Genomic DNA, 12,380 nt, shown 5'->3' on the forward strand with positions numbered 1-12,380 from the left:
CAGAGAGAAAGAAAGACGAAAGTGGTTACGCAAACAGGAGATGCAGCGCAAGGGGACGCGAAGCAAGAGGTAGGTCGCGCCTCTTTCCGTGCATCTCATATTCGAGATTCACGCACCCCTCCATTACCGCCTCGGAAACGGGGCGGGCATTTTTACTAGCTTCCAAACCGAATAAAGAAAAACACAAAAGCAACCAAAAATGATACCAGCGTAGCAAGGCGTTTGTTGATGCGTGGATAAAAGATCACAAGCGCAAACATTGTTACAAAAAGAGGGACTAGAGTCCATAAAACAAAGGTTAAAAGTTCACCAACAAGCTTATCAGTAAGTAATTCTATTTCCGGCATATTTTCACTCCCCCTCTTTAAGTTATCGGAGAAAGAGTCCTGAAAATTAGTAAGAAAGTAACAGGGAATACCTTCCTTTTGCCGAACTATGTAGGTGAAAGGAGGTGTTACTATGTCAGTGGAACTCAACGAATTGCAAAAATGGAAGGTTGAATTAAAAGTAGAAAAAGAGGAATTGGAAAAAATAAATAATGAGGTTAAGGAAGAGGTTGAACGATTAAAAATCCGTCTTGACACGTTAGAAGTTGCATCTTGGTCTTGGAGGATTAGCGACCCCAAAGCAGCCGAATCTTTTAGCAAACAAGCGAGTGGAGCAAGGGCGACGCTAGAGCAAAAAGAAGCAGATTTCAAAATAAAAAATAGAGAAATTCAAGCAAGAGTAAATGAAATTGAGCGCTTGTTAACCACAATAGAAGCAAGAATAGCGCAAGTATAGGCACCCACGCGGTGCTTTTTCTTTTCCAAAACAAACTCAATAGGTGGTGGTGATGATGTAGATGGCGCGAGCAAGAGACCCCAACCGCGATAAAGCATTCGAGATATGGCAGCGTTCCAACGGCGAAACGAAGCTGAAGGATATTGCGGATCAGCTCGGTATCTCAGAAGGCACGGTCCGGGGCTGGAAAAACAAGGACAAATGGTCATTGTCGGTAGATAATCCGCAAGAAGCTCTGGCTGTTGAGGATGAGCCGGAAGTCGACGAGTTGTACGATCAGGCAGTAGGCATCGTTGTGGAAGCACAAATGGCTACAGTCAGTCTGTTGCAGCGCCGCATGCGTATTGGGTACACACGCGCAGCAAGGCTGATTGAGCAGATGGAGCGGAACGGCGTCGTTGGTCCTTTCGAGGATAGCGCTCCGCGAAAAGTGTTCTTGAAGGAAGCACCCAATCCTCCGCCAAAAAGTCAATATACTTCCCCAAAACCAACGGAACGTTCCAATCAATCGGAACGGAACGCTCCAAACGTTCCAAAAGTTACGGAACGTTCCAAACAGAAAGAGGAACGGAAAGATCCGCCTCCAGAAATAGATAACGAAGACGGGTCTCTGACTGAAAAGCAGAGGCTTTTTGTTTTGGAGTATCTCCGGGACTTTAACGCGACCCGCGCTGCTATGGCTGTCGGCTACAGCAAGAAAACAGCGTACGCCATCGGCTGGGAGAACTTGAGAAAACCTCAGATTCAGGCCGAAATCAAGCGCCAGAAGGAAGCGATGGCCGATGAGCTTGGCGTGAGTGTGCAACGCATCATTGCGGAGTACATGAAGATCGCCTTCGCTGATATTACTGATTTGTTGGAGTTCGGACAAAAAGAAGTCCCGGTCATGACCATGTTCGGGCCGATGACAGATGATGCAGGAAATCCGGTAACCAAAGTGGTGAACTATGTAGACTTCAAGGACAGCGAGAGTATCGACGGCACAATCATCAGCGAAGTCAAGCAAGGCAAAGACGGCGTGAGCGTCAAACTCCACGACAAAATGAAGGCGCTGGAGAAGCTCGAAAAGTACCTCGGCTTCATGACCGAAGAGCAGCGCCTGCGGGTGGAGAAGTTGAAGATGGAGGTAGGTAAGCTCCAGTCCGGCGATGACGAGCGTCCGACAGAGGTTGCGGTGAGGAGGTGGTCGACATGAAAACTGTGTACGTTGATCCATTCGAGGGATGGACACCACACGATAAACAAGTCGAAGTCATGCAGTGCGACGCGAGAAACATCGTCATGAACTGCGGTCGGCGCGGTGGAAAAACCAATGTAGGCGCGCGAAAATTCTTTGACAACATACTGGCTGATTTGGAGCGAGGCAAGGGCCTTCCATACAAACCGCCGCGCAATCTGAAAGTCATGAAAAAGCCGAAGCCGCGCCTTGAATATTGGTGTGTGTCGCCAACGTATGCCATGTCCGAGATTCAGCAGGAAGAGCTGGCGGCGGTCATCCCGGAGGAAATGATCGAGAGCTGGGACGCGTCGAAGAACCGTATCTGGCTGAAGGGCTGGGTGCTTATCCAGTTTAAATCAGCGGACAATCCGAAAACGCTCGTTGGTAAAGGGCTGGACGGCGTGTGGCTTGATGAGGCGTCCAAGATGAAGGAGCAAACATGGAGTGGATATCTCTCCTATGCTCTCGCGGATAAAGGCGGCTGGAGCGTTTGGACGACCACGCCCGAAGGTATGAACTGGTTCTATCACGATATCGTTCTAAACGGCCAACATACCCAAGCAGGTGGTCATCCTGACGAGTACCGAGACGATCCCGAATGGCAGAATTTCTATTGGACCAGCAAGGATAATCCTTTACCGGAGCTGCAGAAGAATATACAGCGCATGATTGATACAATGCCGAAGCGATATGTTGACCGGGAGATTTTTGCCCGGTTTGATGTGTTTTTCGGGCAGGTCTACGAAGAATTTGACCGCTCAATACATGTGGTGCCACGGGCGTTGTGTGAACAAAAATTTGCCGATGGTCATTTCGTACACGTTGAGGCGGGGAAAGATTGGGGCTTCACCAATCCGGGCGTTACCTTGGTAGGAGCCATGACAGCCAATGGAGAACTGTGGATCGTCGATGCCATATATAAGGCACAGATGGAGATTCTTGTGCCCGGCAGTCCTGATTGTTGGGTGGCTAAGGACAAGGACCTCATGAAAAAGTGGAAGATTAAGCTGTTTTGGTGTGATTCGGAAGATGCCAGCAACATCAAGACGTATCAGACAAATGGGCTGCCAGCAAAGGCTGCTCAGAAGCATTTGAGGGAAGGTATCCGTGCAGTCGCTACGCTTTTCAAAGTGAAGAGTGACAACGGCAGGCCAAATATCTTCATTTCGGATCACCTAAAAGAAATCATCCAAGAATTGACCAATTATCGGTACCCTGAAGGGGTAACTGGTGACCGAGCAGAGGTTCCAATGAAGGAAAACGATCACTCAATGGATGCGCTTCGTTACCTAGTGTGGAACAGTAAGGTTTTCCATCAACTGCTGATCGGCAGATTCAAGGTAATTCCTTGGAAAATAGCTGACAAAGCAGCGTAAGAAAAACGGAGTAATTCTGAGCAAAATGGAGATCGTGCATATTACCTAAAAATGCTGTTTTGTCTTCGGGTGGTGGACATTCTGCAGGTAACGAAAGAGGAATAATCTCCGAAAATGGCTGAATTTGGCCGAAAATCAAGTTTTGAACGCTACTTAACATAATACATGTTATCGGGACCCAGTAGAAGGAGGTGAAAAGCATGCAAACGATGCTATTGGAGCAGTTCTTTGAAGAGAACAAAGCCAATAATTCGTGGCGGTGGGTATTGGATCTGATCTCCAAGCACAAAAACCGGGACTACACATTGATGCGAAAGTACGTGGACGGAGACCAGGATATTCTCCGTAAGGCAGAGGAGAAAGGGAAACCCAATAACAAAATCGCACTAAACTTTGCACGGAAGATCATCGACTTTGGCACCTCATACATCGCGAGTAACCCAATCCGTTACTCGGCAAATGAAGCAGGGGAGGAAGCGGATGAGTTCATCAAAAAACTACAAACGGTTCTGGTGGACAACGATGAGGAAAGTTTGTCTTATGACATCATCGAGGACGGATCGATTGATGGCGAAGTGTTTGAATACTACTACTTTGATGAGGACGGTCAAATCTGTATTACAGAATTCAAGGCAGACGAATGCATCGCCGTGTACGACACGACTGTAAAAGCCAAACTGATCGCGGTTATACGGTACTACACGTTGACAGATGTCTCTCGTAACCAAAAGACCATGATCGTCGAGGTGTATGACGATCATGATATTACGTATCTCCGCCAAGAGGGGGCGCGGCTCGTTCTGGATACGAGCCGCGAGTTAAACCCCGTTCCGCATAAAATCACAGTTCACGCGAAGGATCAAGACGGGAAGTTCATTCAGAAACCCGTAGTCCCTTGGACACATTACGTGAATCGGAGGCGGAAACACCAAGCGAACCGCGATGATGGATTAATTGAAGGAACGGGAGATCTGGCTGATCTGAAGTCGTTGATGGACGCGATCAACAAAGCTGTCACTGGAAAAGTAGATGTACAGGAGTATTTCAAGAATCCGAAGGTGTTGTTTGAGGGCCTCGATTTAGACGAGTTACTACTTTATGACGAAGAGGGGAATCTGATCACCGACACAGAGAGGAAAAAACAGTATCTTGCAAAAATGTGGGCAACCTCTCAAATCCTTATTGGTGGTAAGGCAGTCCCGATCACGTGGGACCTTCAAGATACACATGAGGAAAACACCATCAATCGGCTGATCGAATCTCTCCTGGATCAAACAGGCACACCACACCTCAGACCGGATCAGGTCGGGACGGCGCCGTCGGGTATTGCACTCAAGATCATCTTCTACCACGCCGACATTAAGGCCGGTATCAAAATGCGCCAGTACGGAAAAGGTTTTCGGAATCGAATTCGGATTCTGACAGGCATGCTGAATCAGAAGTATCGAAAACAGTGGGATTACCAGGTTGTCGATGTAAAGTTCAGCAAAAACATGCCAGTCAATCTGGTTGAAATGGTCGAGATCGTGGGCAAACTGATTGGCCAACTCTCCCACGAAGAAAGGCTGGCATTGCTGCCATTTGTGGATGACCCGAAAGCCTCACGCGAAAAACTGCTGGCCGAACAAGAAGAAGAGGCTGCCCGCAGAATGAGGATGCTGGACCCTGATGCCATAGAACCCGATGACGAACTGCCCGAGGAGAATTTACCGGTTGAGGGTGGAGATTCACACGAAGGTGATGCTTCATGAGTAGGGAGGAACGCTACCAGGAAGAACTCGAGCAGCGAATAGCCAAGCACGGAAAGAAACTGCGCGGCCTGTTTAATCGTTCGAATGCCCGAATCATTGGCGAGATTAACGACTTGTATGCCAGGTTTGCCGAGAGTGGTGAGGATTTGGTCTCGTTGATCTATAACGCTTCCCGTCTTGATATCATCATGGGAACCATCCGGGGGATTTTGCGCGAGTTGGGGCAGGAAGAAGAACAGGAACTGCGGAGCACCTGGACGGAAGAGTTTAAGCTGAGCGTATACAATCACCTGTATTTCCTAGAGCAGGATCTGAAGGTTAGTGTTACCCTACCGCAGGTTAATCCGAACATGATAGTGTCCGCAATCGAAAGGCCGTGGGAAGGTAGGCACTTCTCCAAAAGGATACGGATGCGAACAGATTTGCTCGCAGCATCCATGGAAGATGTCATAACCCAGGCTGCCGTACAGGGCTGGGGTGTATCTCGAACAGCCAAGGAAATCACCATGCGCACGTCTGAGAGTTGGTCAAGCGCGCTTCGATTGGCCAGAACAGAATTAAACCGGGCAGCAGCGCAAGGGCAAACGATAGCCTATCAAGCCAATTCGGACATCGTCAGTGAGAAAGAATTTTGTGCCACTTTGGACAAGCGAACCTCCTCTCAGTGCCGAAAGCTGGACGGGAAGCGATTTCCTTTGGATTACGATACCGCCAATTCCCCCGGTCGAGACGGAGAGCGTATCCCGAATCACCCTAACTGCCGATCATATTGGCGCCCTGTCATGAAGTCGAAGGTGCTGGAGAAGTTGGAACGGGAGCGTGCATATCGAATCGGGAACGAGCGCGGCTATACATCGGCTCGCAACTACGAAGAATGGGCAAAAGCAAAGGGAATAGCAACCTAAACGCACCTAATAATTATCAGGTGTTTTTTTGTTGCCTTGAAAGGAGGGGGCATCGATGTGATCAAGATCAAAGCGTACCTGGATAATGGCGAAATGAAGATTCATGCTGAGGGCCATGCGGGTTATGCAGAGCATGGGAAGGACATCGTCTGTGCTGCAATCTCCACCATTATGCAAACAGCATTGTTGGGTATCCAAGCTGTTGCACAGCAATATCCCGAATATGTTTTTTTGGAAATTCAATCTGAGGAAGGAGAACGTGAACATGAAAAAGATACAATGGAGCTTTAAAATTCAACGCTTCAACGAAGGAGGTGGTGTTGCCGGCGGCGGTGACGGCGGGAATGGAGGTGGTCAAGGTGGACAGGCCGGGAACAATGGTGGTGGTGGTACCGGAGCAGATGCTGGTTCCAATGGAGGAGGCGGTCAAGCTGCTGCAGGAGGCGATAAGGGAGGGGAAGGGAGTAAACCTGCGGTAGCCTTTTCCTCAAAAGAGGAATACGATTCCGCTCTGCAAGGAGCAGTCAGCGATTTCTTGAAAGGCTTGGGCATTGAGAAAGCGGATGATCTGAAAGGGATTGTTGATGCCCATAAACAGCAGCAGGAAGCTCAAAAGACCGCGGAGCAAAAGCTGGCAGAGCGAGAAACCGACCTGAAAACTGCCAATGGGACCATTCAATCCCTGCGCATTGAAAATGCCTTTATCGTGGAAGCCATTAAACAAGGCGTTGATCCTGACAAACTAGCTGATGCGATCCGGTTGGCTGAGCTGACCAAAGTCGAAGTCACCGACAGCGGAAAGATCAAGAACATCGACAAGCATGTGTCTGAGTTGATCACATCGAAACCTTGGCTCAAATCAGACGGTACCACGCGGGGCACCACGCCACAGGCCAAACCGCCAACGCAACAAAAATCAACCATTCCAAACATTACTGACCTGCGAAAAATGCAGCGTATCTAAGGAGGAACCTATCCATGATGAAAAAACAAATGAGCGTTATGCAGGTAATGGCTATGACCGCAGCCTTTTCGTTTGACATTCAAAAATTTGCCGAAGGGGCTACCCTCAGCACGGAACTGACCGGCTTGATTCCTGATGAAACCGCAACGGACATCGTCAAGGACGTGGTTCGCGGCTCTGCGATCATGAAACTTGCCGATTTGGAACCAATGACCACGGCCACAAAGAAGATTCCCGTCCTGCTCGATGGCCCGGGTGCCTACTGGGTCGGTGAAGGAGAGCGAATCAAAACATCCAAAGCAACTTGGGCACAGGTAACGCTGCAGGCGAAAAAATTGGGTGTCATCATTCCGATGTCGAAGGAAGCACTCAACCGCCCGCGTATCGACGTTTTCGAGGAATTGAAGCCTTACATCGCCGAAGCGTTCTACACCAAGCTGGATGCAGCCGCCTTCATCGGTACGGAGTCGCCGTTTGCAACCAACATCCTGTCCGCTGCGGTAAACTCCGGCAATACCTTTACCCGTGGATCGGTAGCTGGGCAAAACCTTGCGGATGACGTGAACAGCGTTATGGCCTTGATTGAAGCTGATGATCAAGAGCCGCGCGCATTCGCTGCCCACTTTGGCTTGAAATCCTCTCTGCGCGGTCTGAAAAACAGCCAGGGCGATCCGCTCTATCTCACTTCCGTCCGTGAAGGGGTTGCCGAAGATTCCCTGTACGCTCTGCCGATCGAATACTGCCGCAATGGAGCATGGGACAAAACAAAAGCGGATCTCATCGCCGGAGACTACAAAAAGTCCAAGGTCGGCATTCTGCAACAAATCGAATACGAAATCCTGAAAGAGGCTACCTTGCAAAGCGTCAATGCTGCAGATGGTAAGCCTCTTTCTCTTGCTGAACAGGACATGGTTGCGCTGAAAGCTACGTTCCAAGTAGCATTCCTGGTAGTCAAGGAAGCTGCATTTGGCGTGCTGCGTCCTGCCGGCTTCGTAAGTTAATCATTTCAGTGAGAAAGGAGTTGCTCCACAATGAAAAAGCCGAATGACATCCTTGTGATCAGCAAGGGTAAAGAAAAACTGAAAGTCAGTCGCAAAGCATATGAGGTCATCTACTCCCAGCATGAATACAAGATTGTGGATGACCCATCCGGAGATGACCAAGGCGGCAGTCAGGCTGTGACGACCGATGACAATTCTCAGTAACGAGCAGCTGCTGGCTCATTTTCCTGAACTGGCGTATTTGTCGTCGGACAAGCTGAGTTCCATCGTCATAAATGCAAACATTTATGTGCTGGGTCAGGTGAATCTTCCTGACCCGGTGCCTGACGAATTGCGATTGGCTACGGCCATGGTTGCGAAGGATATGGCGCAGGAAAAGCGTGTAACCAGCGTGAAGCAAGGGGACTATCAGGAGTCAATATCTTACTCGTCAAACGATCCGAAGGTACAGGATATTCTCTTGAAATACAGTAAGAAACGGGGGCAGAAGCTGTGGATGATTTGAGTGAATACAAACAGCTTCTGTGCCACTCATTTACCCTTCTGGATGTCGGAGGAGAGGCTGACCCATTTACAGGAGGTAAAGACCGCCCAGAATGGCGCACAGTAGCCCAGAACGTGCCTTGCAGGGTATCTGGTTCCCCCGGAAGAATTCAGTGGCTTACAGGGCGACAGGCTACGTCTCAGGACTTCCTTCTGCATACCCTTCATGGAGGGATAAGAGCTGGCATGCGAATTCAACTTGAACAGCCTGAGTTTTCCGGGCTTGTCTATCAAGTTGGATTGCCTTATCCCGTTTACGGTGCCGCTGGCCTGCATCACTATGAGGTGGTGATTAGCCTGATCGATACAGCAACGGGGGAGGATCCGGAAATCTGATGGCCAAGGTAAACAAAAAAGACTTGGAGCGTCAGTACCGCCGTTTAAAAAAACAAAGCAGGCAAGAAGTAGAGGCTTCTATGGATCGTGTTGCCCGCGCAGCTGGTTTGCAAGTTTTACGCGGAGCTCAAGATAGGGCGCCAGCCAGTCCGGGTGGTGGTCTGCTTCAGGCATCATTGATTATCGGCAACAAACACAACATATTCGATTTGGTTCTGCGAGGAATGCGTGCAGAAATCACGGTGGGTACCAGTCTGGAATACGCCCGGTACGTTGAAGAGGGCTTCACACAACGTCCAGGACAGTTTGTGCCTGGCTACTGGGACGATGAGAAGTTCGTCTATGTTCCAGGATACCCTGCCGGTATGGTGCTCAAGGGGAAACGCATTCCTGGTGTGAGATACCTGGCTCGTTCGGAGGCAGAGGTTGAGTCTATAATGGACGAACTGGTTGCTGAGGAACTGGAAAACTTGGCGAGGAGGTTGTTTCCCGATGGGTGATGATGTTCTCTCCGTGCGTCACTGGCTATATTCATTGACCGGCATCGAGACGGACGTGCTCCGAAAGCCGAAAGATTTCATCCGCCCCATGTGGTTTGTTGAGGAACCGCAGCGCATTCCCGAACCACGGCGGGCTGATTTCTACCGGGAGAAGGGGACGATGAACTTTGTCCTTCTCGCCAAAGACCATATCCAACTGGCGGAGATATCAGAACAGATCAGACAGGATCTCGCTGACAGACGGTGGACGTTGCCCCTCTACAACTCCGCCAGAACGCTTGTTGGGTACCTACGGGAATGTCGCCTGACAATGAGTAGGCCTGACGGCTTGGATCGCTCAGTGGAGTTGAAGTATCTGGTTTACATCCCTTACACGCCGATCGAATATGACCCGCTGGAAGTGATTCATAACCGATATGATCCTACCTTGAAGGAAGGAGGGAAGCCAAGTGGCACGTAGAACAGGCACTGATCAAGATAGCGACCAACAAGCAGTAAAATACGCGAAGGAGCAAATCGTGAAGGTGGCAGAGCAGAAGTTCGGCTTGAATCGGACGGAAGCAATTGCTGCCTTTTTTAATGCCCCTGACGATATGACGGTCGAGGAGGCGGAACAGTTTGTAAAGCAGTTCAAGGAAAGGACGGTGGAATAGATGTCTGGCAAATACCAACCGGGGGATGAGAAGGTGCTTTCTGGCGCCTACTCTTTCCTCAAATCGTTTATCGAGGAGCAAACCACAGCCGGATTGCGTGGAAAATTCGCGCTGCCGATCGTGTCTGATTGGGGCCCGGTCGGAGAGTTTATCACGGTCCGCAACAAAACGGCCGCAGAGAAGATATTCGGCCAGGTCGATGACTTTGACTTGGTATGGGCGGCAGACCCGCAGCCAACCGAGGTGCTGCTTTATCGTGTGACGGGCGAAAGCGCGAAGGCTGCGAGTGCTACATTGAAAAACGGTGCAACTGACGTCCTGAAAATTGATGCGAAGTATAAAGGCGAGCTTGGCAACAGTCTGAAAGTAGTCGTTCAGCCGAACCTTTTGGACAACACCAAGCGCGATTTGCTGGTTTATAAAGACGCGGAGCTGGTGGACAGTCAGACAGGCGGAACAGTCGACGAGCTGGTCGCTGCGTATGCTTTCAGCGATTACATCGTACTGACCAAACTGGCGGATCAGATGCCCGATTCAACCGCGGGGACGAATTTAATCGGCGGAGACAGCGGGAAGAGTGTGGAAGCCACCAAATATACCGCTTATCAAAACGCTCTGGCTACCCAAAAAGGGAAGTTTGGCGTCTTCACATTGGGGATTGCCGATGCAGCATTGAATGCAGCCGCTCAGGATTGGGCGGATCAGCAGAACGTGCTCGGGAATTACATCAAGTTTGTATTCGGCGGAGATTCCACACGTGATCAGGACAAAGCGGCGATCAAAAAGGCAGCAACTGATGCAAACAACATGGTTGTGGTGAATGTCGGCAGCGGCTTCAAGTGGAGAGGCAAGACCTACCCAAGCGCAAAAACAGCCGTGTTTATTGGCTCGCTGATGGCTGCTATGCCTCTTAACTACACAATGGCCCTCTATGTGACCAAGTTTGAAGCACTCACCAAAGAGTGGGACGAAACTGATCTGATCGAACTGGTTCAGTCCGGTACGCTGATGCTCAACATGGACAATGGCAAGGTAATCATCCAGGAGCCGGTAAATACGCTCTCTACTCCGGGACCCGATCAATCCAAGGACTTCGGGAAAATCCGTGTGGTGGATACCTTCCATTCGATCATGTATGCGGAAGAGGAGGCGGGCAAAGAGTGGGTACGCCAGCAACCGAACAGCAATAGCGCGGCCAAACGAGCAGCCTTTTGCCAAATGATCAAGGATGAGGTACTAAGGCCACTAGCAGCAATTGAAGTGATTGCACCCGATTACGAATACATCGAAGATCCTGAATATCACGGTCCCGATCCGATCTATACACCGGCCCGTAATGCGGGGCACTTTATCGCAGGATTCCGTCATCAAGATGCACTTGAGAAAATTTACACCTACAACAAAGCGAAGTGAGGTGACGCGACGTGAACAAGGACGCACAAACCTATTCTGGTACACATGGTCATTTCTACGACAAGAACGGGAATGAGTTGAACGAGTGCATTGGCTTCGAACTGAACGAGGAATTTGACAAGGCGGAGAGCAAAAGGGCTGGCCGACTCCGGAAGGGGCATCGAGTTGTCAGTTCTACGGTAAGTATGACGGCAACATTCGAGCGAACATCTAATGTACAAGCCCTCATTCAGGAACTGGCTTCAAATCCAGAGAAGAAAGTCAATTTTATCGGAGAACTGGATGACCCAGTGGCCGGAAAGTACCGTGTTGCCGTCAAGGGCTTCTCTCCAGACTCCTTGGCCCTTGCAAAGTGGGCACACGGTGAGATTGACGAGGACACAAGCCTGGAAGGAACAGTTGACGATTACGAATTCATCTAAAACAGGGGTTCCGGACCCGCAGGAGGTATCTCAAATGAGTGAATTTTTGACCATGGAAGAATTTTTGGGGATGAATACACAGGCTGCCGAAAAGGGGGAGTGGGAGTGGAAACGAAACAACGTTAAGCTCCCGATCCGGTCTGTACCGGGTGATATTTACTACAAGGCCAGGAAAGCTGCGCTGAAGGTTTCTGTAGCAGGTAAGAAGAACAAATCGGAACGTAAAGTTGAATTTGACGATTTGCGGTATAAGTCCGACATTATCATCGCCGGTATCGATACTGACCGGACAAACTTTCGAATCGACTCTCCGCAGGTTCTGGCGAAGTTTGGCAAGCTTGCTGCTGTAGATGTTGTTCCGTGCATCTTCCGACCAAATGAAATTGATTCGTTGTATGAGGCTATTGCCGAAATCAGCGACTTCGCCGAAGACGAGGAGGCGGAGGAAGAGGTAAAAAACTCATAAAAGAGAGCCCTGAGCTGGCTCTCTTTTCTTACATCTGGCAGGAAAAAA

Annotated in this window: 18 protein-coding genes; 17 read left to right on the forward strand and 1 reads right to left on the reverse strand. The window is 49.8% G+C overall.

Annotated features, from left to right (window positions below; genetic code table 11):
- Positions 1-155: 155 nt before the first annotated feature.
- Positions 156-347: a hypothetical protein gene (locus NSQ24_RS01375; RefSeq protein ID WP_339167065.1), complete on the reverse strand. Its 192-nt coding sequence runs from the start codon at positions 345-347 to the stop codon at positions 156-158.
- A 112-nt stretch (positions 348-459) separates the two neighbouring features.
- Here NSQ24_RS01375 and NSQ24_RS01380 point away from each other — a divergent pair, with 112 nt between their 5' ends.
- The 17 genes from NSQ24_RS01380 to NSQ24_RS01460 all read left to right on the forward strand — a co-directional run bounded on the left by NSQ24_RS01380 (position 460) and on the right by NSQ24_RS01460 (position 12,332).
- Positions 460-783, forward strand: a complete 324-nt coding sequence (locus tag NSQ24_RS01380) for a hypothetical protein (protein ID WP_339167066.1) — start codon at positions 460-462, stop codon at positions 781-783.
- A gap of 61 nt (positions 784-844) precedes the next feature.
- Positions 845-1,978, forward strand: a complete 1,134-nt coding sequence (locus NSQ24_RS01385) for a terminase small subunit (protein WP_339167068.1) — start codon at positions 845-847, stop codon at positions 1,976-1,978.
- Entirely contained in the window at positions 1,975-3,378 is a 1,404-nt protein-coding gene (locus NSQ24_RS01390) for a terminase family protein (protein WP_339167070.1), read from the forward strand. Before NSQ24_RS01385 ends, NSQ24_RS01390 begins: the two co-directional genes overlap by 4 nt.
- Before the next feature lie 200 nt (positions 3,379-3,578).
- Positions 3,579-5,129 carry a phage portal protein gene (locus tag NSQ24_RS01395; RefSeq protein WP_339167072.1) on the forward strand — a complete coding sequence of 517 codons (1,551 nt, stop codon included), beginning with the start codon at positions 3,579-3,581 and terminating at the stop codon, positions 5,127-5,129.
- Positions 5,126-6,034 (forward strand): minor capsid protein, encoded by a 909-nt coding sequence (locus tag NSQ24_RS01400; RefSeq protein WP_339167073.1) that lies wholly within the window; start codon positions 5,126-5,128, stop codon positions 6,032-6,034. The genes NSQ24_RS01395 and NSQ24_RS01400 overlap by 4 nt, the downstream gene beginning before the upstream one ends.
- 57 nt (positions 6,035-6,091) lie before the next feature.
- Complete coding sequence (locus NSQ24_RS01405; RefSeq protein WP_339167075.1) at positions 6,092-6,325, forward strand: ribosomal-processing cysteine protease Prp; 234 nt, start codon at positions 6,092-6,094, stop codon at positions 6,323-6,325.
- Positions 6,300-6,998, forward strand: a complete 699-nt coding sequence (locus tag NSQ24_RS01410; protein ID WP_339167077.1) for a hypothetical protein — start codon at positions 6,300-6,302, stop codon at positions 6,996-6,998. The genes NSQ24_RS01405 and NSQ24_RS01410 overlap by 26 nt, the downstream gene beginning before the upstream one ends.
- Positions 6,999-7,012: 14 nt before the next feature.
- On the forward strand, positions 7,013-7,999 hold the full coding sequence (locus NSQ24_RS01415; protein WP_339167078.1) for a phage major capsid protein: 987 nt from the start codon (positions 7,013-7,015) through the stop codon (positions 7,997-7,999).
- 30 nt (positions 8,000-8,029) lie between these two features.
- Positions 8,030-8,203 carry a hypothetical protein gene (locus tag NSQ24_RS01420; RefSeq protein ID WP_339167079.1) on the forward strand — a complete coding sequence of 58 codons (174 nt, stop codon included), beginning with the start codon at positions 8,030-8,032 and terminating at the stop codon, positions 8,201-8,203.
- On the forward strand, positions 8,187-8,504 hold the full coding sequence (locus NSQ24_RS01425; protein WP_339167080.1) for a DNA-packaging protein: 318 nt from the start codon (positions 8,187-8,189) through the stop codon (positions 8,502-8,504). Before NSQ24_RS01420 ends, NSQ24_RS01425 begins: the two co-directional genes overlap by 17 nt.
- A 224-nt stretch (positions 8,505-8,728) precedes the next feature.
- Complete coding sequence (locus tag NSQ24_RS01430; protein WP_339167082.1) at positions 8,729-8,878, forward strand: hypothetical protein; 150 nt, start codon at positions 8,729-8,731, stop codon at positions 8,876-8,878.
- On the forward strand, positions 8,878-9,378 hold the full coding sequence (locus tag NSQ24_RS01435) for an HK97 gp10 family phage protein (RefSeq protein WP_339167084.1): 501 nt from the start codon (positions 8,878-8,880) through the stop codon (positions 9,376-9,378). Before NSQ24_RS01430 ends, NSQ24_RS01435 begins: the two co-directional genes overlap by 1 nt.
- Positions 9,371-9,838 (forward strand): hypothetical protein, encoded by a 468-nt coding sequence (locus tag NSQ24_RS01440; protein ID WP_339167086.1) that lies wholly within the window; start codon positions 9,371-9,373, stop codon positions 9,836-9,838. Before NSQ24_RS01435 ends, NSQ24_RS01440 begins: the two co-directional genes overlap by 8 nt.
- On the forward strand, positions 9,828-10,031 hold the full coding sequence (locus NSQ24_RS01445) for a hypothetical protein (protein ID WP_339167087.1): 204 nt from the start codon (positions 9,828-9,830) through the stop codon (positions 10,029-10,031). Before NSQ24_RS01440 ends, NSQ24_RS01445 begins: the two co-directional genes overlap by 11 nt.
- Entirely contained in the window at positions 10,032-11,444 is a 1,413-nt protein-coding gene (locus NSQ24_RS01450) for a phage tail sheath N-terminal beta-sandwich domain-containing protein (protein ID WP_339167089.1), read from the forward strand.
- Between the two features lie 11 nt (positions 11,445-11,455).
- Complete coding sequence (locus NSQ24_RS01455) at positions 11,456-11,866, forward strand: phage tail tube protein (protein WP_339167090.1); 411 nt, start codon at positions 11,456-11,458, stop codon at positions 11,864-11,866.
- Positions 11,867-11,900: 34 nt separating this feature from the next.
- A complete protein-coding gene (locus tag NSQ24_RS01460) occupies positions 11,901-12,332 on the forward strand; it encodes a hypothetical protein (RefSeq protein WP_339167091.1) in 432 nt (143 codons plus the stop codon).
- The last annotated feature ends 48 nt before the right edge of the window (positions 12,333-12,380 follow it).

The organism is Brevibacillus sp. FSL L8-0520, from assembly GCF_037963895.1.
Classification (GTDB): domain Bacteria; phylum Bacillota; class Bacilli; order Brevibacillales; family Brevibacillaceae; genus Brevibacillus; species Brevibacillus borstelensis.